The organism is Anatilimnocola aquadivae, from assembly GCF_049819085.1.
GTDB lineage: Bacteria > Planctomycetota > Planctomycetia > Pirellulales > Pirellulaceae > Anatilimnocola.
The window spans coordinates 7,092,360-7,115,737 of the sequence record NZ_CP187419.1; the positions used below are offsets into that span (position 1 = coordinate 7,092,360).

Below are 23,378 nucleotides of genomic sequence, written 5' to 3' on the forward strand. Positions count from 1 at the left end.
TGCCCCAGATACGATTCGTGGTAAAAGTTACGCGGGTACGGATTCGGCTTGGATACTGCGTTGCAACTGTTCCAAGGCGGCTTCGGTTTGTGTCGCAGCCGTTCTCAATTCGACCAACAGCGCGGGCAAGTCGTCGGCCTGCTGCCGCTTGGCGATATTTTCTAAACTGCGAGCGGCAGCGAGTAACTGCTGGGCCTCGAGATTGGCCGACATGCCCGCCAGCGCGTGAGCACTGCGGGCCAAGCTCTCGAAATCGGTTTGTTCGACCGCGGTGACAATGCTCATGACATCGGCGGGAATTCGAGTGAGCGCTTTGCCGAGTACGCGCTGCAAAAAGCTGTCGTCGTGCATGCAGCGAGCGCGGAGAGGTGGAATATCGAGGACTGGCACAGAGACGAACGATTCCAGCGAATCTGGAGTCGCTTCGCTGGTCGGTTCGGACGTCGTCTCGGATTCCTTGGCGACCGACGAGAACTCCACTTGAGATAGCAGGTTTTCGATGGCGTCGATTAGCGTCGTCGGGTTGATCGGTTTCGTGACATAGCCGTCCATACCGGCGTTCAAGCAGCGTTCGCGATCACCAGCCACGGCGTTGGCCGTGAGGGCAATGATGGGCAAGTGCCGCTGGCTACCTTCACTGGTTTCCTTCTTACGAATGGCACGAGTCGTTTCGAAGCCGTCCATCTCTGGCATCTGACAATCCATCAGTACCAGGTCGAAGACGTGCTTTTGCACTTCATCGAAGGCCCAGCGACCATTCGAGACCAGCTGGCAATCGAAGCCGGCCGCAGCCAAGATTTCGGAGACCACCTGCTGGTTCACTTCGTTGTCTTCGGCGACAAGGATCTTCGCGTCACGCTTCTGCGCGGGTTTCAGGCGGGGCGTAGCTACCAGCGGTTTGGCTGGGCTCGCCTTCTTCTGCGGGCCGAACATCTCGATGACGATGTCGAACAGTTTCGATTGACGGACGGGCTTCGGCAGGCAAGCCGAGAGACCCGAGCGAGCCAGGCGAGGATCGTCGAACAAAGTCCCCGACGAGCTGAGCATCACCAGACGAGCAGCCTGGTACTCGGGATTCAGACGAATGGCCCGTGCGAGTTCGAGGCCGTCCATGCCTGGCATGTTGAAGTCGAGCAGCACCAGCTGGAAAGGCCGATTCTGGCTCTTGCCCATCGCGAGCTTTTCGAGTGCTTCGCGACCGCCGCAGACGCTTTCGAGGGCCAGGCCCCAGCTGGCGAACTGTTCGTGCAGGAGTTCGCGATTGGTTTGATTGTCATCGACGGCCAGCACGCGAACGCTTGCCAGTTCTTGCGGCATGATGAGCTTGCGCTGCTGTTCCTTTGGCTGCTTTTTCAGCGGCAGGTGGAACCAGAACTGCGAACCTTTGTTCAGTACGCTGTTGACGCCGATCTCGCCACCAAACAGACCGACCAGTTCGCGGCAAATCGCCAGGCCCAGGCCGGTACCACCATACTTGCGCGTGGTGGAGATATCGACTTGTGAGAACGACTGGAACAATCGGTCGGTTCGATCGGCAGGAATGCCGATGCCGGTATCTTCGACGCAGAAACGAATCTGCACGCTGTCGTCGCTGCCGGGTTGTTTGTCGTCGAGGTTAGCCCGCAGCACCACCTGGCCGCGCGTCGTGAACTTGAGCGCGTTGTTGAGCAGGTTCACCACGATCTGTCGCAAGCGATCGGGGTCGCCATGCACGCTTGCCGGCAGGTCCGGACAGATGTGACAGACGAGTTCCAGCCCCTTGTCGGCGGCTCGTTCCGCAAACAGTTCGGCAGTGTCTTCGAGCAGAGCGTGCAGATCGAAATCGGTGTGATCGAGTTCGAGTTTGCCCGCTTCGATCTTCGAGAAATCGAGAATGTCGTTGACAAGGGTGAGCAGCGTATCGGCCGAGTTCTTTGCCACGCGAGCATAACGCTGTTGTTGCTGAGACATGTGCGTCCCCTGCAACAGTTCGAGCATGCCGATGACGCCGTTCAGGGGCGTGCGAATCTCGTGGCTCATGCGAGCCAGGAATTCGCTCTTGGCCGAACTGGCGGCCAGAGCCGCTTCCTTCTGCTGCATCAATTCTTGAGCCTGCTTCCGCTCACTGATCTCTTCGACGGTTCCTTCGTAGTACTTGGTCTTCCCTTCGGCATCGCGAATGACGCGGGCATTCTCCGAAATCCAAATCACCTTGCCATCGGCGCGGAAGACTTGCGATTCGAAGTTGCGAACCACACCGTCGGCCTTGATCTGCTCGGCGAAGTCCTGGCGACGCTTGGGATCGACGTATAGCTGATGCTGGATGTCGCGAATGGCTTTCTGCATCTCGCCGACGGAGTCGTAGCCATAGATGCGGGCCAGCGTGGGATTGGCACTTAGGTACTGGCCATCGGGAGTCGTCTGAAAAATGCCTTCGACGGCGTTCTCGAAGATGCTGCGATACTTTTCTTCCGCGGTTCGCAGCGCTTGCATCACTTCTTCACGGCTGCGGATTTCATCTTGGGCTCGCTCGACGACGCGATTGTATTGCAGGGCAATCTGGCCCACTTCGGTATGTGGTTCCACTTCGACAGCCCGCGTAAAGTCGCCCGTGAGGCGTTGATCTTCCATGTCGTGCAGCAGGTCGATGAGCGGCGTCGAAGCTTGATGTTCGCTGTGATTGAGGCCGGCCAATTCTTCGGCGGGAGTGACTCGTAGCCGCATCAGGCGGTTCAAACTGGCGAGTACGACATAGCCAAATCCCAGTCCCCAAGCCATGCAGACGAGCACGCCCGCACTTTGAATCAGCAACTGCCAACCACGCGAGCCGCTGGCGAATTGCGAAGCATCGGCAAAGAGCGCGACGGCCAGCGTGCCCCACGCACCACAAAAACCATGCACCGGCACCGCACCCACGGCGTCGTCGATCTTGAGTCTTTCGAGCCCCCAAGCGACGAGGACGCTGACGACACCACCGATGGCACCAATGACCAGCGCAGCTGCGGGGTCGACTAGGTTGCAACTGGCAGTAACGGAGACGAGCCCGGCGAGCACGCCATTCATCAGCAGCGGCACATCAGGCCGTTTCAGTACGGGCCAGGCCACAGCCAAGGCAGCAATGCCGCCGGTGGCCGCAGCCAGGTTGGTATTGAGCAGAATCTGGGGGATCGAAGCATTCACGGCGAAGGTGCTGCCACCGTTGAAGCCGAACCAACCAAACCAGAGCAGAAAGACGCCGAGCGTCGTAAGGGGCAAGTTGAAGCCGTGAATCGGTGGCTTACCCGGTTCGAATTGTCCCTGACGTTTACCCAGGACCAAGATCGCCGCGAGAGACAACCAGCCGCCCAGCGAGTGGACCACCGTCGAGCCCGCGAAGTCGAGAAAGCCGAGCCGCTTGAGCCAACCCATGCTCTCGGTCCCTGGCAATCCGCCCCAAGCCCAATGGCCGAAGACCGGATAGAACAGGCCGCTCACGAGCACACTAATCACGACGTACGAGCTAAACCGCATTCGTTCCGCGACCGCACCGCTGATGATCGTGGTGCTAGTGCCGCAGAAGACAAGTTGAAAGAAGAGAAACGACAGCAGCCAATAGCCGCTGTTCGCTTCGGGCAAAAAGTGCGAGGTGCCGACCAGGCCGTACCAGCTGGTGCCAAACATCAGGCCGAAGCCCACAGCCCAATAGAGTAAGCTGGCGATGCAAAAATCGAACAGGTTCTTGATCGCGACGTTGATGCTGTTCTTGGCCCGAACGAGGCCAGTCTCCAAGCAGCAGAAACCTGCTTGCATGAGCATGACGAGGCAAGCGCACAGGAGCATCCAGACGCAGTCGGCAAGCGAGTCTGTGGCAGTCATAATACGACCAAATCGTGAGTGACGACCGGATCCCTACCGCCAAGTGGAATGCCGAGCCAATATTCGTTCGGGTGATCTCAAGTCGCTCTCGGATGTGAAATCTTCAAGCTCGCAACCCTAGGTTGTGGATTCCCGCAAGGGTAGCAATTCACCCAAAAAGACGGTTCAGTCCGGCGGTCGTAGCGGTCGCAACAATTACTTCCCCACGGCCGGCTGATTGACCCGCGAGTTTCTGCAGATATCGTGAGTCTTGTCAGGTGGTCCAATTCGGATCATCGCCCCTGCTCACTGTTCCCACCTTTACCTCTCTCCCGGAGTTCCTTGCCCATGAATATCTCTCGCCGCGCTCTGTTCCTGGCCCTGCTCTTTGCTGGTGCTCTGCTCCCCGCTTCGCTGATTGGTCAGGAAGCCAAGACCGAAGTGAAACCGGAAGTCAAAGCCAACGACGCTGTCGTACCTGCCCCCCGCGAAGGTGGCTGGATGAATCGGCACAACAGCTTTAATGAGCGGGTGAAGAAAGGGAACGTCGATCTGCTGTTGATCGGCGACTCGATCACTCAAGGCTGGGAAGGCCAAGGCAAGAAGGTGTGGGAAGAGTTCTACACCAAGCGGAACGCCGTGAACCTCGGCATTGGCGGCGACCGCACCCAGCATGTGCTGTGGCGTCTCGACAACGGCAACGTCGAAGGGATCAAGCCCAAGGCAGCGGTGCTGATGATCGGCACTAACAACGCCCGCGCCAATACTCCCGAGCAGACTGCTGAAGGCGTGAAGGCTGTTGTCGAAAAGCTGAAGGCCAAACTCCCCGAAACCAAGTTGCTGGTGCTCGCGATCTTTCCCCGTAGCGTTGGCAAAGACGACGAACTCCGGAAGAAGAATGCGGCCGTCAACGAAAGCATCGCCAAACTCGCCGACGACAAGCAGGTCTTCTTCCTCGATATCGGCCCGAAGTTCCTCGCCGAAGATGGCACGCTGAGCAAAGAGATCATGCCCGACTTGCTCCACCTCAACGAGAAGAGCTATCGCATCTGGGCCGAAGCCATCGAACCCAAGCTGGCCGAACTGATGGGCGAAAAGTCGTAACTTGCCCGTCGCCTCCCGTGGGATAGAAGTCTCGCTGGTCTATCCCTTTTTGGTCCTATTCGTTGATAAACACCGGGGGTTTATCAACACCAATCTAGCGCCAAACCCGAGCGCCACGCGCGCTGCTGTTGATAAACTCCACTCAATCATCCCCCCCCTTTTGCGGTCGGCGCACTATTCACTTACTCCATACCGTTGCCAAGCCATTGGCAGCGGGGCGGTGAAGGTGAGTGACTCTTTGGTGACCGGGTGAGCAATCGTGAGCGTACGAGAATGCAGCGCGATGCCATCGGCAAATGGAGTGCCGATGCCGTACTTGCGATCACCGAGAATCGGCGAGCCCGTTTCGGCGAGTTGCAATCGAATCTGGTGCTTGCGGCCGGTAAGCAGTTCCACTTCCAGCAGTTCTGCGCCCGAGACCTTGCCCAGCGAGCGAAAGTTCAGGCGAGCTTCTTGCGCTCCGCTGGTGCCGGTGGGGACGACAACCATTTTCTGCTGTCGTTCGTCCTTTCGCACCCAGTGAACTAGTTCACCGGATTTTCCACGCGGTAACCGCTCGACCAGGGCCCAATAGATTTTGCTCGTCTCCCGCTCGCGAAACTGCTCCGATAGACGTGCAGCAGCTTTGCTGGTGCGAGCCAGAACCAGCACGCCACTCACCATAGCATCGAGCCGACTGACCACTCCCAGATAGACATTTCCCGGCTTGCTATACTTCAGCTTTAGATATTCCTTGGCCAATCGAGCGACGCTCGGTTCGTCGTCGGTCACTCCCTGCGTAGCGATTCCCGGCCACTTGTTGACGACCAACAGATGGTTGTCCTCGTAGAGAACATCGAGGCTGGGGCGCGAACTTCCGGGTGGCATGTTAAGTATTTGAAACAGTTAAGATAATGAAACACGCTGGACACTCAAGTCTCGCGCACGACCTATTGTTATAAGACCCAGCGATGCAAGCTCTCATCCTCGCCAGTACTTCACCCCGCCGCCGCGAACTCCTCACGCAGGCGGGCTATCCGTTCGAAGTGATTCCGCCCCACGACTCGGCCGAGTGTGGCATCTGCAGCCGCGAAACTCCGCCGGAAATGGTGGCCCGCCTCGCCTATCAAAAAGCAGCCGACGTGGCGACCCGCACGGCGCAAGGTCTGATTGTAGCCTGTGATACGGTCGCTGAATGCTGCGGGCACATTCTCGGCAAGCCGAAAAATCGCGATCACGCCCGCGAAATGCTGCAAATGATGTCCGGCCGCGAACATCGTGTCTACAGCGGTCTTTGTCTCTGGAAGCGGCCAGGAACCGAGCACCACGTGCAGGTGGATGTCACCCGACTGGTGATGGATCCCATTTCGCCCGCTGATCTCGAAGCCTACCTGGCCACCGATGGTTGGGAAGGAAAGGCCGGGGCATTTGGCTATCAGGATGGCCTCGACTGGGTGCACATTGTCGAGGGAAGCGAGTCCAACGTGGTAGGCCTGCCACTCGAAATGCTGGAGAAAATGCTTGCCAATATTCAGTCCTCGCCAACTTGAGAAGACTGAAAATATCTTTGTGCGAAAAAAACACAGATATTTATGACCACAACTATGGAATATGCAGGAGAGTGCCGTTAGAATGCCGGTCGACAAATGAAGTTGCGGTGAAGATCAGCTGCAACTGGTAACAGTGAAGTCGTCGTCAGAAAGACTCTGATGGCAGCGGGTATGCCTCAGCGGACAAGCCATCATGGCGAAGCTCGACACGAACGCCTCCTTACTCCAGAATTTTTCTGGACGGGTCCGTTTGTTTCCGCTGCCCAATCTGGTTCTCTTCCCGCACACCGTGCAAGCCTTGCACATCTTCGAGCCTCGGTACCTGGAAATGGTCGAGGAAGCCCTTATCTCTGATCAGTTCATTGCTCCCGTTTGGCTGCAGCCAGGCTGGGAACATTCGTACGACGGTCGGCCGCCAGTGGCACCAGTCGCTTGTCTCGGTCGGATTGTTTCGCACCACAAGTTGCCCGATGGCACCATCAACCTGCTGTTGCAAGGCATGGCAAGGGCAGCCATTCGCCGCGAGTTGCCCATCACGCGCACGTTTCGCCAGGCCGAAGTGGACTTGCTGGAAGACTTCTATCCTTCCTCGGGCGCTGCTCGCCGCCATCAGTTGCAACACGCGCTCATCGACCTCACGCGCGACCTGCTTCCCCAGCGCGATGTCCTCAACGAACAGTTCGACGAACTGCTCGCCAGCCCTGGTTCGCTCGGTCTGATGACCGACGTGCTGGCCTTTGGCCTGACGATTCCGCTCAACATGCGTCAACAGCTGCTGGCCGATTGGAATGTCGACCGCCGGGCTCGCTTCCTCATCGAAAAACTGAAGGCGGTTCAACTCGCCTCGCCCACCGCTGGGCCTCCTTACCTGCCGCCGTTCAGCTTGAACTGAGTGGTGTCTGCTGGCTCCTGCCACTAGCTCAATGACCCTCCCGGTCTGGCACCGCTCCGATACAATGCAGGCAGTGATCGGATCTTGATGGCCGTTTGTTTGCCAGGGTGAAGTATGCAGCCTGTGTCTCGCGATGTGGTGTTGGATCAATTGAAGTGGCGGTATGCGACGAAAAAGTTCGATCCCACACGAAAAATCGAGCCGTCCGATTGGTCGGTCCTGGCTGAGTCCCTGGTCCTCACCCCCTCGTCGTTCGGCCTGCAGCCCTGGAAGTTCTGGGTCGTGACGAATCCGGAAGTGAAGGCCAAACTGCATCCCCATTCCTGGAATCAGGCACAGATTGTCGATGGCTCGCACGTTGTCGTCTTCACTGCTCGCAAGGATTTACACGAGGGTGACGTCGATCGCTACCTGACTCGCATCAGCGAAGTTCGCAGCGTGCCGGTCGATAAATTGGCCGGCTTTCGCAAGACGCTGATTAGTGCGCTCGTTCCTCCACCTGCGGGCTTCGACATCAATCACTGGGCGTCGAATCAGGCCTACATCGCGCTCGGCAACTTCATGACGACCGCCGCCATGATGGGTATCGATGCTTGCCCCATGGAAGGCATCATCCCCAGCAAGTACGACGAGGTGCTCGGCATCGGCGAGCAAGGCTATCGCACCGTAGTCGCCTGCGTGGCTGGCTATCGCGCGGTCGATGACAAGTACGCCGTAACCCCCAAGGTCCGCTTTGCCACGACCGATGTGATTGTGGAAGTGCAGTAAGCCGGTCGTACCCTCTCCGTCAGCCTCAACGTCCAACAACCGAGGCGGTTTCTGGACACGCACTGATTCTCGTTTCTTGCTGGAAGCGATTGCAGTCATTGCATTTGCGTCGGCCCGGCCAATTCTCGCCACCATCCTCTTTGTCCAACAACCGGGCCAGTTCTTGGACAGGCTTCTGCTTTCGTGGCAATCGCGCCTTCGTCAAGAACAACGGGGCCCAACCGCAGCACGCGGCCAACACTCGGTACCACCAAATTCAAAGAGAACATCTCACCATTTCCGCAGGTTGGTGATTGATTGTCAATAGTTGTGTTTGTAATTTCTGCATAAATCATCACGACACTGGATTGCGCTCGGCGCGACGCAGAGGCCAAGCTTTCTAACGGAAGCAGAGGCTATTGACCCGCGCCGAATCGTGGGTTAATTTTACAACCACCCAGGAACTGAGAATCAGTATCATTAACACGATCGCTGATTTAGGCACCTACCGAATCGCCCGCCTTGATCTCCCACCGAAAGGCCTTGCCATGTTCCCTCGGGTGCGCCGAAGTCGCGTGCATGCAGCGTTTACGCTCGTCGAGTTGCTGGTTGTCATTGCCATCATTGGCATTCTGGTGGCGCTGTTGCTCCCCGCAGTGCAAGCCGCTCGCGATTCGGCTCGCAGCGCTCAGTGCCAAAGCCATCTGCGACAAATTGCCATCGCCACGCATAACTATATCGACGTTCATTCCGGCATCATGCCCTTCACGGTTGGCGATGGCGACCTCACCGACGTGAAGCAACTGGCCATGTTTGCCCTGCTGCCGTTCTGCGAGAACAACGAAAAGATGTTTCGCTGCCCCGGCGATGTCGGCAGCTACGAGTCGAGCGTGCCGTATTGGAAGTCGATGGCCACGAGCTACAAGCTGGAAGGCCGCGCCTTCAGCGAGCTTGGCTTGCCCGAGCGATCAGTTACCGAGTGGGACAGCAAAAAGGGAACTTTCGTCACCAAGGTGAAAAAAGCCAAGCCGATGAATGTGCGGACGATGGCTCAGCACAACAACGGCGTGGACATCAAGAAGGCTCTGGAAGGAAAGGCCGATACCGACGGCCCTGCTGCCAGCTTCATCCAACTAGCCCGCGACCTGCCCGATCCTTGGAAGATGGGCGAGACGAAATGGAATGCCCTCCGCGGCACCCACACTCCCATTCATTACCACGGCACCACCTTTAACTGTGTCTTTGTCGGCGGCAACACTCATCGCTTTGGCAGCAAGGCCGAGTGGGAGACCTTCCGCGGCAAGGATCCGAATTCGGGCGACGATTAATCGCCTCTTCATCACCGCCGATCTCATACTTTCGCCAGCGTCAGCCAGCCAACCGCCTTTCAAAGAGAACAGCCATGTCGCTCTATCCCAAGTTTCGCGACGTCCATTTGTGGGTCGGCCTGATTCTGCTCATTCCGATGGCCCTGATTGCGGGCACTGGTGTGATGCTAAATCACGAGCGGTTGCTCGGCTTGAAGCCCACTTACGAGAAAAAGGAAAAAGGGGACAAGGTAGAGAAAGACAAGGCAGAGAAAGCTGCCAAGCCGAAGAAGTCGGTCTCGCCGACAGAGTTCGTCGCCAAGCCTAACAGTTGGCAAGAACACTCGGCCGATATCAACCTGGCTCTCGCCGAAGGCGCGAAGATCTGGGGCGATGTGCCGCTCGAACGAATGGAACTGAAAAATGAGCTGGGGCATGGCCTGTTGGTGAAGGTGAAGGTTCATCGCGACTACATGGCAGATGGCCCCGAAGAGATTGTCTGGTCGGTGAACGAACAGGCAATCGTTGAGAAGAAGGGTGACCCCAAGGCTGGCATGAATTGGGGCAAGTTCGTACACGACTTGCACACGGGGCAGGTATTCAGCCGCAGCTATGGCTATTTTTGGTCCGATGTTTCCGGAATCGCAATCTTGGCCCTGGGGCTCACCGGTGTGGTGTTGTATGTCATTCCGCTCGTGAAGAAAGCTGGCAAAAAGAAGGGTGCCGCCAAAGCGGGCAACCCCGCCGTCACGGCAGCGGCTCTGGCCAAAAAAGCGAATCGACCCGCGCCAGCTTTGCCGGGCAACACTGCCGCGGCCACAATGCCTGAACCCGCACCAGAACTAACCGCATCATGAGTTCGCAGGAGTTGCGTCCTTGGGGCTGGGCACTGGTTGGATTGTTGTGCTTGGGTGTTGTCTTGGCGACCATCTTCAAGCCACGGCCGAAAAAGCCGCTGGAGCCGCTGCCGCAGGAAATGGACCAGTTGCGGGCGGCTAACGAATTGCAGCAACCGGAACTGCTAAAGAAGATCAAGCGTCGCCTGCTGAAAGAGGATCCGGCTTCGCAAGTGGTGGTGGTGCAGGGTGCTCCTACAGCGCCGCCGGTAGTCACCTGGAATGTGGACTTCGATAGCGACGACGAAGTCGAAGAAGCCACGCACTGGCCCGCTCCTTGGCCGGCCGTGGTGAAGGCCATGTCGCAGCCCATCAGCAGTCCGAAGACCGTGCATGGCAAGTACCACGGCGGCGACTACCACCATCGACTCGTGCCGCTCGACGACTCTGGCTTGCGCGTGTTGCTGGTCAATTCGACAGCTCCGCGCCCCAGTTGGTGGAGCCTGAGAAACCTGCTCGCCGTCTCGACCGTCGTGCTGACGATTGCCATGCTGCTCAGCGGCGGTGGCGACGACGACGAGCGTACATCGCGGGCAAAGAAGCGTTGAGCGAAAGTAGGTTCAGGTACTCCGTACCCGACCAATCGCTACTGAGCGAGGACCAACGGATTTTGGTTGGCGGTGCTGACGAGCGAGCGAACTTCGGTCAGGCCCACTTCGATTTTCAATTGGCCCCAAGGCGATGTGAACGGCACGCAGATGGGCGTTACATCGGAGGGGAAGCGAACGATGTGACCAGCGCCCAGCACCACGCTCGGCAAGCTGATCGACAGTTGATATTCTTCCAGCTTGGCTTTGGCACTGCCGGCGACCATGTTGGCCAGTTCGCCCACGGCATCGACCACGTCGGCATTCAGCTCGGTGGTTTCGCACAACAAGAGCGTCGCGGCGGCTTGCAACGCCACTTGCTTCTCAAGGCTCAACACCACGGTCCCTTGAGCATGCCCACTCAAGCCGATGACGCCGCTGACATCGTGAAGCTGCGTCTCTTGGCCCCGCAGGTAGAGCGGTCCGCGAGTCAGCGTGCAGGAGAGCATGGTCTCAAAGGTGTTGACCAACGCACTGATGAACGGGTTGATGTAGTCGGCACGCATGCGGATGATCCATACGGTTTCTAGGCGGGGGCTGTCTGGCCAATGCTCGACAGGCTGTAGAAACGTAGGTCACTGCGCGGGCAGGTCAAACCCGCATTCCAGGTGTAATTTCAAGGTTGCGGAGCCTGGCAATGACGATTGTGCCGGCTGAGCACGGCAAGCGGATTCTGGCTGCCAAAGAGTGTCAGTGGGTGGGCGTGAAGGTCAGTTGTGACCCCAAATGCGATGCGCGACTTGGGGCTAGATGCCATTCCGCCATTGGCGGATCATTGCATCAACGACAATCGCTTTCAACGATCGCGGTCCTCTCGCAATAGTTAAGCACTGTCGCTGTGAATTTTTCCAGACTTCTCATGACGATGATAAATCTCGTCGACCGGCGCCCAGGCAACTTTCGATCGCACGGCATCCGCCAGAATCACGTTTACTTCTTCGGCAGGCGTGCGACCGTGAAGTGCGGCAAGATTCTGCAAGTGATGCAGAATGCCACCATCGACATTATTCAGAATCAATTCAGGCAAGATAATGGCCCTCGAATTAGCCCTCGAAACGGCCCGCGTCCTAATGACATTCTAAATCGCCTGCACCATCCCCGCGACTTCACTTCAGCAAAAACTCCACCGCTGCTGCCGTAGCATTGGCGGCGGGTGCTTTCGCGATGGTCAGTTTTTTCTCCTCACCGGCGGCCTGGTAGGCAGCGGCTGTCAGCTTGAGAGCATCGTCGGTTTCACCGGCGACCCACAGTGTGTGGGGAGCGCTCAAGCCGAGCAAACCTGGCACATCGCCATACTTGGCACCGCCGGGCAAAAAGCGGACATCGCGATAGTCGTCCACATTGGCGAAGCGAAAGCCGCCCGTTTGAATGGCGGCGGTATGCACGGCATCGCCAGCCAACGCGCGAGCGGCGGCGGCGATGGGGCCGGTCGAATCGAGCGCCACGACATCGATCCGCTCGGGCTTATCGGGGTGATGCTTGGCAAACGCGATCATCGTCAGCACGTCGTGAACGCGCTGGGCCAGCAGTGCGTGGTTGTACCCATAGGTATAGCCAGCGAACTCGCGCGGGTTCTTCACCGTGCGATTCTTCGTAACCGGTTGCCCGTCCTTGAGGAACTCGCCTTGAAACAACAGGTCGACACCAACGACGGTGATGCCAGCTTGCAACAGCTTGGCGGTTTCTTCGGTTGGCTTACCATCGGGCTTGAGCAGCGACGACTTGCCATCCTCGTCGAGCCAAATCACGACTCGCTTGTTCCAGTTCTTCGGCAGCAAGAACAACCCGGGCAACTCTTCGCTGGCCCGCTTGTTGCGAATCAGTCCCGTGTATTGCTTGTAGGATCCCAGGTCTTCTTCCGAGACCTTTTCGTAGTCGATCTCGGCAGCCGTCGGCAACTCACGCTGCAAGATTGCCTGCACACCGCCCCCGACCACTTCGCGCCACCTGCTCAGCGACGCTGCATCGGTGGGCGTCAGTTTTTTCAGCTGCGTTTCGGCATCCATGTGCCAAAGACGGGTTAGCTGGCGTTCGAACATGTCGCCACCCGCAGGCTGCGGATGTTCCGCGTCCCACACCGTCAGCTTGGCCCGGTCGAGTCGAGGATAATCTTCTTCGACGACGGGTTCTTCCAGGCCGAGCTTGAAATGCTTGTTCACCCAGGCGTACATCGCCGCGCGCGAGACATAGTTGTAGTTGTGCTTGAAGTGATAGAGCGGCGCGAGCATCACCTTGTCGCCGGCCCCCATCAATTCGTAGTGTTGCTTCAGTTCTGGAAAGCCTTTCGTCGACATCTCGCGCGTCCAGTCGTCTGCGCCGGTCATTCCCTGCGGCTTGGGCGCGAAGAGTGCGGCGAACTCCACATTGCCGGTTCCCACTCGCAGGCAACTGGCGTTTTCGCAAGTACAGCCTCCTTGCATGGAGGTCGAAACCATCACCGCGGGAAAGGCGAGCGAAATGCGCGGATCGATGGCAGCCAGCAGGAATGTTTGCGTACCGCCGCCACTCGCGCCCGTCACGGCGATGCGCGTCGCATCGACTTCCGGCAGTGCAGAAACAAAGTCGAGCGCGCGGACCGAGTTCCAGGTTTGCAAACCCATGATCGATTGCAGCCTTGCTTCAGCCTGCGGGCTGAACAGGCCCCAGTTCTCGCGGTCGTTCATTTCCGGACGTTGTTTGTCGAAGCGATGGGCCAGTTCAAAGGACAACTGTTGGCTGTCGGCGTAACCGATCATGTCGTAGTGAAACACCAGGCAGCCCATGCGGGCGAGTTGCACGCAGCGCGATTGCAGCGGATTGCGGCCGCTATCTTCAAAGCGCTCGGCACCCTGAACAATCTGTTGCCGCGTGGCCTTCACGCCGGCATCGTAAAAGCGACCATCGGCCCAGTGACCATGCGGGCAAAGCACCGCCGGATAAGGCCCCTTCGTTCCCTTGGGCCGATACAAACTGCCTGAGACAAAAAAGCCGGGAAAGCTTTCGAAGTAAACCTTCTCGACTGTGTAATTGCCTTGATCGACTAAACCGTGCACGACTGCCCGCAGCGGAGTCTTCTCTGGCATTGGCCACAAGCCTTGCGAGGCCAGAATCTGCCGCTTGACGGCCTCGGCGCGCGGAGCCCAAGCTTCGCGCGACTTGGGTGGCGTAAAGGGAAAGTAGCCGTCGAGATCTTTCGGATCGAGCAGGCGGACATCGCTGGGCAACTTGCCCGGCGACAGCGCCCGCGTTTCTGCCGCGCGAGCCCATTGAACCGTGGAGAAAATCAGGAGTGCGGCGACTAAGGCGAGCGTGCGATTCATGCCGGTACTTTCCAAGTGGAGCGTAGTCAGATTTTCGAGCCGGGCGGGGAGGTAGATCAAAGGTGGGAATGAGCAAGGCTTCGCGGCTAGTTTAACGACGCCGCTAACAGGGAGCCAGTATTTTCGGGACGGGAGTGCCGGCACATGCCCCTGCTACGGACATCCATTTGGCGAATCCGCGCACCAATAATGGTGCTGGCCAATGCATCACCACAGGTACGCGCAGCCCTCCGCCAACATCCCTCCCTCTCGCCTGACTAGGAATCGATCGATGAAAATCTCGTGCTCGCTGTTCACTGCCGCGATGTTAATGCTGGTCTTGGCGGGCTCACCAGCCTGGGCTCAAAAGGAGCAACCTTCGGCGGAGGCGATCTTCAAAAAGCTCGATTCCGATCGCGATGGCAAACTGAGCCTCGACGAGTTCTCGACCTTCGCCAAGCACGCCGAAAGGCTTCACCCCGAGAAGAAGCAGGTACAAAAGAAAGGCGAGCAGAAACCGATCGACAAAGAGGCTCTCGCCAAAAAGATGGCGATCAAGAAAGCCCGTCTCGAACAGCAGGCTGGCGAAGTGAAGCAGCCAGTGAAGCAGCCAGCGAAGAAGCCAGCGAAGAAGGACGGTGAAGAAACAGACGCCGCTCTCAAGCCCGGGGCGAAAAAGCCCGTCAAGAAGGAAGGGCAAAAGGAGCCAGCAGTCGAGAAGAAAGTGAAACCGGGCGTGGAGAAGAAGCTCGAAAAGAAGCCCGAGGGGCAACCTGAGAAGAAGCCGGGTGCTGAGAAGAAACCAGCAGCCGAGAAGAAGCCCGCCAAGGAAGGTGAGAAATAGCTGCGAGCAGTTTTCGCATTCGTCCCGATGGGACGAAGGCCAAATAGGTTCCTACTTGCATCATCCAGAGTAGCAAGACGACAGTGAAGATGAGCGCGGCTGCGCGCTTATGCAACATCGGCATTACTGCTCGGTGGGAATGGCTTCAGCGGAGGGCGCTTAGTTATTGGCCTGTGAGTGACCTTAGCCTTGCCACGTTGACTTTCTTGCGAACCAGCAGCTTCCATGAAGTATCGCTTCCCCGGTTCTTCGCGTGCGATGTCGACTAGTTCGTGCCAAACTGACAGGATCGAAAGTAACTTTGAAAACTTCCGCCGCCTGTGGATTGATTCTCCGAGCAGGACATGCGTAATTCCATACTCTTCGCAGAGTCGCGGAAGCTTTTTTCCTTTAGAAACACCACCCTTCCCGCGATCACTGGCAATGACCGTATAGCCCTGCTCGCCTGCCTGCTTTATCCAGTGCTCGTCCCAGACTCCTTCCTCTCCCATGCCTAGAGAGGCCTGAAAATCGAATACATGAACAACCTCCGCGAGTTCGTGCTCCTGGGCACTCTGCGACTCTAAAATGCGCGCTAGTTCATCTATCATCGGCTTGCCGATGTTTGCGTCGAACAAGAGGCGGGCTGGCCTCGCGATTGTCACACGCTAACGCCTAGTAGGTCGAAATATCGGATCGCAGTTTCAATTTCACTTGGTTCAACACCATACGCTTTGGCAGCGTGTTCAATGCCCCCCTCGATCGTGTATGCATCGAAAAGTGCCTCTGCGCTATAGCCGCAGGATTCAATCATGGGCTCCCCAAATCGCACCTTCGGGTCCATGACAACAGCTCTTTTGAGAGACTCGCCAAACGGATGGTACTTTGAGGCAAGGTTAGTTTTTGGGTCGAAGTAAAGGTCTCGCATGTACAGTTCAGCAACTTCACGCATCACCAGATTGCCGCGCTCATGGCCGCTTGCTTGAATGAGATTGCCCTCGATTTCGATAATCACTTCGCCATGGCCGTCATCTTTCATATCGCCAAACAGAAATGTTTTGTGCTGGACGGCAAAGGGATATGTGATTCCTCGACTTCGCGCTAGTTCGACAGCTTGCCGAATCTTCGGCAATGGAACTTTGTGCTTGAATCGAATGTCGCGCACGGCGAGAAGCTGCACGAAATCTAGGAACGTAACTACTTTTTCGTCGTTACGAACCTCGGAGATAATGGCCGGATCGCCCTGCGAATTTCCGAAAAGCCATCGATTCAGTGTTTGTGGACGTACGCGCGCATACATCGCCGCTTCAGACGGCGAATAAATACCTCTACCCAGGAGTGTTGCGGTTGCGATCATCGGTCAACAAGTCTCTGAAATGCGTATCCTTGATTCAGCTTAGCAGGTCGAGCCAAGTACGACACCACCTGAATTTCACTGCCGATCGCCTCGTGCGCAAGGGCGGCGAGGCGACTGGCACTGCTAAGCGTTCGCTCGTGATATTGTAAAAACGTCTTGACTTAATGTCAATTATGTTCTTAAATAACCTGGTGCGGCGATGGTGCCGGGAGCGAGGCTGCCTCGCGCGGGCGAGGCTGCTGCGCGGAGAGTGTCCGCGGGATTGGCTGCCGGGGAACTTGGAAGCACGGCGAAGTGTCTCGCGCCAGTCGCGGCGGCCAGACGTGGGGCCGGCGACTGACGCCCCCCTGTTCAGGGCCTGTTCAGGCTGCGGAGTGAACAGGGCGCCGAATGGTTATCAAACGGTTATCAAGAAAGCGGGGCTTGGCGAGAGGTTATGAGCGCAAACGATTTGCAGAGAAAGGTTTGCGACGAGGAGCTGAAGGGGATTTTTCGCGCAAAAAGTTATCAAAATCTGGTTGTCGGCAGCGGGGAATGGGACTGTTCAAGTTGGTCGGCGATTCCAAGACGGGGACGCGAACCTTCAGCGGAAAGGTAGGCGGTTGTTCGACGCAAGTTGCGGGCAATCCTTTTGAGGGGTGTTCACAAACCGGGGCAATTTGCGAACGGCAGGTGCCATATCTCTCGGGAACGGCGCGTGTCGGCGTTCAGAAGCCGGGGGGTTTGGGTGCACGGACTTCCCAACCGAGGGAAGCGATTCGGGAGTTACGCTCGATGCAGCACGTGGAACGCGACGAGCGCGGTAGTGCAAAAGCCAATGAACCACCGCCGCAGGGGCGGTGGCGTGGGTCAGAAGGGACTGCTCGACGAGCGGCCGCAGGACCTAAGACCCCCTGTTCAGGGCCTGTTCAGGCTGCAGAGTGAACAGGGCGGCCGGTGGTTATCAAACGGTTATCAAGAAAACGGCGGATAACGACCAAAAAGAAACGCAACCGTTTGATGGAAAACGGTTTATGGCGACATGCCGATCGCAAATTTTCGCGCAAAAAGTTATCAAAATCCGGGTATCTGGAGCCCTGAATCAGGACTGTTCAAAGCTGGTTATGCGATCCCCGAGCGGCTACCGACTTTGCCGCCACCCCAACCTTCCTCACCCCCCAAGATTGAACCGGAACCTCAAACCCGTCCTATCTCAACACTCAGAACTCCCATCTCAGAACTTCTTCCCGCCCGTGACCAGACTAGTCCCGGACCCTGCGATAAATCTGGTACCGGGGGCGAGTGACTGGCAACGAAGCCAACCCCGGCCAACCACCTCGCAATTCAAGGACTGATGACATGAACGAATTCACTGTGCAAACCGGCAACCTGAAGATCACCATTGTCGCCGAGTCGGCTCGCGATGCCGCTCTCGAAGCGATTCAAGCTTGGGAAGCGATTTCGCTGGAAGGACAAGAACAGAAGAGTGACGCGGCTCACCGGGCCAATCTCGATCCGCTGACCGTTGTTCGTCCGGCGGGTCGTCGGGGGAGCGAACGTCGCTTTCCGACGTTCAACCTGCTCGCGTACTCGCATCACGAATGCCCGAGCACTGCCTGGAATCGCGTGCTGAGTGCCCGCGTGAGTGCGAACTAACACCTATCCGCTCGCTCACGCGTCGGGCTACTTAAAGACAAGCCTTCTCACAAATCAATCCAATCGGAACCAATATCATGCCTAAGTTTTATGTCAGCTCGGGAAACCTGAACCTCATTGTCGAAGCCGATCATGCTCGGGCCGCGGCCATCTGGGCCGTGCATCGCTGCCTCAGCCCGGTGGCTCCTTTTATGAATGACGAAGACGACGCCGTCGAATGCCAAGCTGTCGAGACGCTCTCGTACGAATCGGCTCAGCCCACTCGCAAGTTGGGCGACACGATCTGCGTCAGCGAACGTGGTTTTGGCAACGAAGATCAGCGTGAGTTCGCCACGCTCCCGATTGTTGCCGAGTGGAGCCGCCTGCTGGTCGCGATTGATCGCTTGCAGCAGGAGTTGTGCGAGTAGCGTCGAGATTATCGAGGGCGCTGGCTGGGCCAGTCCGCGATAAAGAAGAAGGGGAGAAGCGTGACTCTTCCAGGAGGAATCAACGAAGAATGCTGGCTAACAACCTGAGCGTGCTAGTGCAAAAGCCAATAAACCCCAGCCGCAGGGGCGGGGGCGAAAGGAATTGGAGAGCAATAAACCCCCGCCGCAGGGGCGGGGGCGGGAAGATGAGATGAGCTGCTGGCTAGTCGACAAATTCGGGGACGACGAGGTGGGGGATGACGCCCGCTTCGTAGCCGCGCTTGAGGAGTTCGGCGACGGCTTGGCGGCCGCGAGGACCGAAGTCGAGCGTCCAGTCGTTGACGTACATGCCGACGAATTTGTCAGCCTTGGCGCGATCGAGACCGCGGCCATAACCTTGAGCGTAATCGAGGGCCTTGCCGCGATGCTCGAGGCCGTAGGCGATGCTTTCCTTCAGCAGGCGATTCACTTCGCGAATGTCTTCCATGCCGAGATCTTTGCGGATGCCATTCGCGCCGAGGGGCAATGGCAAACCGGTTTCGGTCATCCACCATTTGCCGAGATCGACAATCAGGTGCAGATTCTGGTCGCCGTAGGTCAGTTGACCTTCGTGAATGCACAGGCCGGCGTCGATCTTTTGTCCTTCGAATTCACCCTTCTCGGTGACGTTGAGGATTTCGTCGAACGGCACGACCACATGCTTGAAGTCGTTGCCAATGCAGAGCTTGAGAGCCAGGAAGGCCGTCGTGAGCGTACCAGGGACGGCGATGGTCTGCCCCTTGAGCGAGGCAATGTCGCGAGCTTCGCGGGCGATGACCATTGGGCCGTAGTTGTCCCCCATGCTCGCGCCGCAGGTACACAGCATGTACTTGTCGGCCAGAAACGCGTAAGCATGCAAGCTGAGGGCGGTCAGTTCAAGTTCGCCGGTAAAGGCTCGCCGATTGAGCGTTTCGATGTCGACCAGTTCGTGCGTAAAGCGGAACTTGCCGGTATCGAAGCAGTCCTTGGCGAGGGCATAGAACATGAAGGCATCATCGGGGTCGGGGCTATGACCAACACGGATGAGCTTTTCGGCAGCAGACGGAGCGGAGGCAGACATGCGGCGAGTCCTAAACAGCGGGAAGTGAGCCATTTATGATGGCATCTGCTGTCTGAACCGCAAGGGGCGGTTGACGCTTAACCGAACGCAGAAGGCAGAAGGAAGAAGGCAAAATGAAATGCCGGAAAAGCGAAGCAAGCTCCGGCTCGACGCGCAAGTCCCCCGCCCCAGTCCCTTACTCAGCCTTCGAGCGAGAAGCCGCTGCTGGCGGTGGGGACGTAGGTTGGCGACGAGTGGGGCGTGAAGTAGCCGGTCGAAAAACTGCTGGCGTGGACTCGCATGGGAGCGACGATTTCCTTCGCGGACGAATCGTAGTTTTCGTTGGCGACGGGAGCTTCGGGCATCGCCTGGCAAAGTTCCTGCCAGGTTTGTCGCTCTTCCTGCAGCACGCCGATCACACCCGAGACGCGCGCGGCATCCAGGTTCAGTTCGGCTTCGACCAGTTCTTTCACTACGAAACGATAGATATCGACCACCTGCTGCACGAGCGGGCTGCCGTCGTCGCGAATGCCGTCGAACAGCTCTTGCACAATCGCCTGGCAACGCAAGAGCGCCTGCAGGCCATCTTCTTGCCGACCATTCTCCCAGTGATCGCAGGTGGCCTGCGCCTTGCGCACGGCAGCTTCCAGCAGCATCAGCCTGAGCTTTTGCGGAGTGGCGGTGGAGACTTGGGTTTCGAGGTAGGCGTTGCGAGGGTCGGTCATGGCTTCCTGCCGGGGAGTAGGAAAGTTCTGAGTTCAGAGTTTTGAGTTCTGAGACAAGAAGTGTGTTGCACCTGTCTCAAAACTCAGAACTCAAAACTCGGAACTACTTAGGATGTCGTTCCATCCGGGTTGATGTATTTGATGGATTCAATCGAGGTGAGGCTGTTTTTGATTTTGCTGATGGCGAGTTCCATGTTGTAGAACTGCAAGGTCAGGCGTTCGCGTTGTTTTTCGAGGGAGACGGTGAGCGAATCGATGCGGAGCGTGGTGTCTTCGAGTTGCCGCTGCAGGGTGGCTGCGCGATTCACAAAGGTCGAGTTGGTGCGGCCAACGAGCTTTTCGAGGACGTCGTCGACCTTCTTCGCAAAGCCCTGCTCTTCGTTCGAAAAGAACTCCTGCAGGCCCTCGGGATCGGTGGCGTAGCGAGCTTGCAGGCGAGTTTTGTCGAACGTCAACTTTCCTTCTTCATCGGCGCTAATGCCCAGTTCGTTGAACGACTTGACATTGGAGCCGAAGAAGCGGCTGGTGAGCGCGCGGTTCAAGTCGGAGTCGAGTCGCAGCACGTCGGACGAGCCGAAGAGAGTGCCCTTGGTGTTGTTGTCTTGGTTGTAGAAGGTGTAGCCCTTGATCTTGTCGCGCAGCTTGTTGTACTGATCGACAAAGGTCTGGATGGCACCTTCAATATCGGACGAGGTGGGCGTGACGCCGACGGAGACCGACTCGGTGGAAGTGCCCGAGAGGGTGACATTCAGCCCCTCAACCACATTCGTAAATGTGTTCGAAGTGGACGAAACAAGGCGACCCGTGGCGGCATCGGCTCCGACCAGCAGGAGGGCATCTTGAGCATTCGACAGCGACTGAAACTTCAGCCCGAGCGAACTGCCGTCGACGTTGAGGTCGCCCGCTTTGCCGCTGATGCCGCTCACCAGCGACAAGTGATGCCGCAAGGTGCCAGCCGAATCGCTGATGACACTGGCAGTGACATTGGCGCCGAGAGCGTTGATTTTGGTGACCAGGTCGTTCAGCGTGTCGTCGGCATCGAGTGTGACCGTGAAGGCGGAGGAGCCGCCGATGATTTGGGCGGGATCGCCATCGACGGTGGTATCGACCGAGGGAGTGCCCAGGTGCAGGTCAGCGACCACTTTGCTGTTGTTGACGGTCTCGACCGTCAGGCGCGAATTGCCGCCGGCCGTATCGACGAGCGCGATGCCATCGCCGGTGTCATTGATCCGAGCTTCTACACCAATCGACTGGGCATTGATCGCATCGATCACATCGCCGAGCGTCGTGGCGTTGAGCGTGGTGAGGTTCACCGCACCGACGGCTCCCGCCGAGTCGGTGATCAGGAACGAGCCTTTGGTGACACCCTTGCCGGCGTTGAAATCGCTCAGCAGAGTGTGCTCGCTGACGGTCTGCCGATTGAGCGAAGTACCACGCACGCTGCTATCGGCGATGTTGCCGACAATGCCGAGCTTGGTGGCACTAGTTGTTCCGTCGCCATCGGCGATGATCAGGTTGCTTGTTGTGCCGCCCGTGGTGTCGACAATTTGCAGGCCATTTTTCGCAGCGTTGATTTCAGCCTTGAGGCCGAGTCCCGAACCGGCGATCGCCGCGATCACGTCGTCGAGCGTTTCGGCACCCGCAAGGTTGATGGTCGCCGTGGCTCCATTGCGATCGGTCAGGTCAATCTCGCCCAGCGTGCCGAAGCCTCGCCCGCCATTGAGCGACCGGAGCAAGGGCGAGTTCAAACCACCTTGCAGACGATCGCCCGAGAGGGTGTCGCCGCTGGCGGTTCCGGTAAGGCCCAGATCTTCGGCGAGAGTGCCTCCCGCGGTGTTGGTGACCGCGAAGGTACCGCCAGTATCGGTGCTGAGGTCGGTGAGAACGATGCGATCGCCGTCAGCGCTGATCTCGGCCTTCAACTTGGCCGGATTGACTGCGTTGATGGTGGCCAGCAATTCGCCGATGGTCTTTTCGCTGCGGCTGGCGACTTCCGCGCCACCCGTGGTCGTACCTGCATCGGCCAGCGTGACGAGCCCGTCGCCATCGCCGCCCGTCGCTGTGGTGGCGGTGAAAAGGGCCGACGTGGCTGTGGTGTTGTTGATAGCGCTGATGACGTTATCGGCCATCGTATTACCGGCGTCGATATCAACGGTCAGAATCTTGCTCTGCGCGTCGTAAGTGGCAACTTCGCTGCCAGCGGTTACATTGCCGGAATCGACGAACTGAATCTGTACACCGTCGTAATCACCGCCCACGGTCTTGGCGGTTACCTTCAGCTGGGCATTCACACCATTGGTGGCTGTGGTCGTGCCGGTGGCGGCGGTCGCTGCTTTGCCGACGAGATTGAAATCGATCTCGAGCGAGGTGCCGTCGCGGAGCGTGACGTTGAGATCGCTAACGCCAGTGCGGGTGCTAAGGCCGGTGCCATCGTTCAACTGGGCGAGCGCTGTACTATTCGAGAGTTTGAGGATGTCGTTGCCGGTCGCCGAATCGGCCGCCACGTTGATGTTGCCGAGGCCAAGGTCTGCGGCGGTACTGCCGCCGGAGACTTCCTGCACGCGCAGGTTGCTGGTGCCGCCCGATTGATCGGTAAGGATCAGGCGATCGCCATTCGCACTGGCATTCACTTCGACGCCATCGGCCGAGTTGATCGCAGTAAGCACATCGTCGATGGTTTGAGCGAAGCGAAGATCCACCACCGCCGAATCGCCGTTGCGATCGGTAATGCGAATCTTGCCGCGAGTAACACCTTGTCCGCCGTTGAGGGCATCGAGCGACACAGGCTCGGAGATGGCACCACCGAAGCGGAACGTAAACGAGCCAGCCCCCAGCGGTTGATCTCTGGTAACGACACCAGCGCTGAGCAACTGCGCATTCTGAGCTTTGCGAACCGCAGTGAACTGATAGTTGCCGGCGGTGACTGCTCCGGTCGAGACCGCGGTCAGTGCGGTGGAACTGCTGGTGACCGTGCTCTTGGTGAAGATGCTGGCGTTTTTCAGGCGGCGAACGGCCAACTGCACGCCCAGCGTCACGGCGGTCAGGTCGGTGATGGCTGCCTGTTGAGTGCCGATGGCCACCTTGCGAGCGCTGGCCAGTTCGCGCGGCTTCGCCGACAACTCGATCAGTTTATTGACCGTGTCTTCGATGTTGATGCCGGTCGCTAGACCAACGCTGGAGGTGATTCGACCCATGCGAGT

20 protein-coding genes are annotated in these 23,378 nt (G+C 58.0%); 10 read left to right on the plus strand and 10 right to left on the minus strand.

What is annotated here, in order from left to right:
• Positions 1-27 precede the first annotated feature (27 nt).
• Entirely contained in the window at positions 28-3,834 is a 3,807-nt protein-coding gene (amt, locus tag NA78x_RS28140; RefSeq protein ID WP_425615699.1) for an ammonium transporter, read from the minus strand.
• Positions 3,835-4,161: 327 nt separating this feature from the next.
• Between amt and NA78x_RS28145 the strand changes: the two genes are divergently transcribed.
• The gene (locus NA78x_RS28145) at positions 4,162-4,917 is read left to right on the plus strand and encodes a platelet-activating factor acetylhydrolase IB subunit (RefSeq protein ID WP_425615700.1); all 756 of its coding nucleotides are present in this window, start codon (positions 4,162-4,164) and stop codon (positions 4,915-4,917) included.
• Positions 4,918-5,091: 174 nt separating this feature from the next.
• Here the strand turns inward: NA78x_RS28145 and NA78x_RS28150 are convergent, their stop codons facing one another.
• Positions 5,092-5,784 carry an RluA family pseudouridine synthase gene (locus NA78x_RS28150; protein WP_425615701.1) on the minus strand — a complete coding sequence of 231 codons (693 nt, stop codon included), beginning with the start codon at positions 5,782-5,784 and terminating at the stop codon, positions 5,092-5,094.
• A gap of 83 nt (positions 5,785-5,867) precedes the next feature.
• On the opposite strand from NA78x_RS28150, the gene NA78x_RS28155 reads away from it, so the two are divergent.
• The 6 genes from NA78x_RS28155 to NA78x_RS28180 all read left to right on the plus strand — a co-directional run bounded on the left by NA78x_RS28155 (position 5,868) and on the right by NA78x_RS28180 (position 10,836).
• Positions 5,868-6,446 carry a Maf family protein gene (locus tag NA78x_RS28155; RefSeq protein WP_425615702.1) on the plus strand — a complete coding sequence of 193 codons (579 nt, stop codon included), beginning with the start codon at positions 5,868-5,870 and terminating at the stop codon, positions 6,444-6,446.
• A 193-nt stretch (positions 6,447-6,639) separates the two neighbouring features.
• Positions 6,640-7,338 carry an LON peptidase substrate-binding domain-containing protein gene (locus tag NA78x_RS28160; protein ID WP_425615703.1) on the plus strand — a complete coding sequence of 233 codons (699 nt, stop codon included), beginning with the start codon at positions 6,640-6,642 and terminating at the stop codon, positions 7,336-7,338.
• A 114-nt stretch (positions 7,339-7,452) separates the two neighbouring features.
• Complete coding sequence (locus NA78x_RS28165; protein ID WP_425615704.1) at positions 7,453-8,106, plus strand: NAD(P)H-dependent oxidoreductase; 654 nt, start codon at positions 7,453-7,455, stop codon at positions 8,104-8,106.
• Between the two features lie 554 nt (positions 8,107-8,660).
• Positions 8,661-9,413 (plus strand): DUF1559 domain-containing protein, encoded by a 753-nt coding sequence (locus NA78x_RS28170; protein WP_425615705.1) that lies wholly within the window; start codon positions 8,661-8,663, stop codon positions 9,411-9,413.
• Positions 9,368-10,249, plus strand: coding sequence for a PepSY domain-containing protein (locus NA78x_RS28175; RefSeq protein WP_425615706.1), 882 nt, complete (start codon positions 9,368-9,370; stop codon positions 10,247-10,249). Before NA78x_RS28170 ends, NA78x_RS28175 begins: the two co-directional genes overlap by 46 nt.
• Positions 10,246-10,836: a hypothetical protein gene (locus NA78x_RS28180; RefSeq protein ID WP_425615707.1), complete on the plus strand. Its 591-nt coding sequence runs from the start codon at positions 10,246-10,248 to the stop codon at positions 10,834-10,836. Before NA78x_RS28175 ends, NA78x_RS28180 begins: the two co-directional genes overlap by 4 nt.
• Before the next feature lie 38 nt (positions 10,837-10,874).
• Here NA78x_RS28180 and NA78x_RS28185 read toward each other — a convergent pair whose 3' ends face one another.
• The 3 genes from NA78x_RS28185 to NA78x_RS28195 form a co-directional block, all read right to left on the minus strand.
• On the minus strand, positions 10,875-11,381 hold the full coding sequence (locus tag NA78x_RS28185; protein WP_425615708.1) for a chemotaxis protein CheX: 507 nt from the start codon (positions 11,379-11,381) through the stop codon (positions 10,875-10,877).
• A 317-nt stretch (positions 11,382-11,698) separates the two neighbouring features.
• Positions 11,699-11,902, minus strand: a complete 204-nt coding sequence (locus NA78x_RS28190) for a hypothetical protein (RefSeq protein ID WP_425615709.1) — start codon at positions 11,900-11,902, stop codon at positions 11,699-11,701.
• Between the two features lie 79 nt (positions 11,903-11,981).
• Positions 11,982-14,174, minus strand: a complete 2,193-nt coding sequence (locus tag NA78x_RS28195; RefSeq protein ID WP_425615710.1) for an acetylxylan esterase — start codon at positions 14,172-14,174, stop codon at positions 11,982-11,984.
• 271 nt (positions 14,175-14,445) lie between these two features.
• On the opposite strand from NA78x_RS28195, the gene NA78x_RS28200 reads away from it, so the two are divergent.
• Entirely contained in the window at positions 14,446-14,997 is a 552-nt protein-coding gene (locus NA78x_RS28200) for a hypothetical protein (RefSeq protein ID WP_425615711.1), read from the plus strand.
• A 107-nt stretch (positions 14,998-15,104) separates the two neighbouring features.
• Here NA78x_RS28200 and NA78x_RS28205 read toward each other — a convergent pair whose 3' ends face one another.
• Together NA78x_RS28205 and NA78x_RS28210 are read right to left on the minus strand one after the other, a co-directional pair.
• Complete coding sequence (locus NA78x_RS28205) at positions 15,105-15,614, minus strand: hypothetical protein (protein ID WP_425615712.1); 510 nt, start codon at positions 15,612-15,614, stop codon at positions 15,105-15,107.
• 23 nt (positions 15,615-15,637) lie between these two features.
• Entirely contained in the window at positions 15,638-16,333 is a 696-nt protein-coding gene (locus tag NA78x_RS28210) for a hypothetical protein (RefSeq protein ID WP_425615713.1), read from the minus strand.
• Between the two features lie 1,338 nt (positions 16,334-17,671).
• Between NA78x_RS28210 and NA78x_RS28215 the strand changes: the two genes are divergently transcribed.
• On the plus strand, positions 17,672-17,968 hold the full coding sequence (locus NA78x_RS28215; protein ID WP_425615714.1) for a hypothetical protein: 297 nt from the start codon (positions 17,672-17,674) through the stop codon (positions 17,966-17,968).
• 77 nt (positions 17,969-18,045) lie between these two features.
• On the plus strand, positions 18,046-18,375 hold the full coding sequence (locus tag NA78x_RS28220) for a hypothetical protein (RefSeq protein ID WP_425615715.1): 330 nt from the start codon (positions 18,046-18,048) through the stop codon (positions 18,373-18,375).
• A gap of 223 nt (positions 18,376-18,598) precedes the next feature.
• Here NA78x_RS28220 and NA78x_RS28225 read toward each other — a convergent pair whose 3' ends face one another.
• The 3 genes from NA78x_RS28225 to fliD all read right to left on the minus strand — a co-directional run bounded on the left by NA78x_RS28225 (position 18,599) and on the right by fliD (position 23,372).
• Entirely contained in the window at positions 18,599-19,474 is an 876-nt protein-coding gene (locus tag NA78x_RS28225; RefSeq protein ID WP_425615716.1) for a menaquinone biosynthesis family protein, read from the minus strand.
• Between the two features lie 179 nt (positions 19,475-19,653).
• The gene (fliS, locus tag NA78x_RS28230) at positions 19,654-20,178 is read right to left on the minus strand and encodes a flagellar export chaperone FliS (RefSeq protein WP_425615717.1); all 525 of its coding nucleotides are present in this window, start codon (positions 20,176-20,178) and stop codon (positions 19,654-19,656) included.
• Positions 20,179-20,285: 107 nt separating this feature from the next.
• Positions 20,286-23,372: a flagellar filament capping protein FliD gene (gene fliD / locus NA78x_RS28235; RefSeq protein WP_425615718.1), complete on the minus strand. Its 3,087-nt coding sequence runs from the start codon at positions 23,370-23,372 to the stop codon at positions 20,286-20,288.
• Positions 23,373-23,378: the final 6 nt, after the last annotated feature.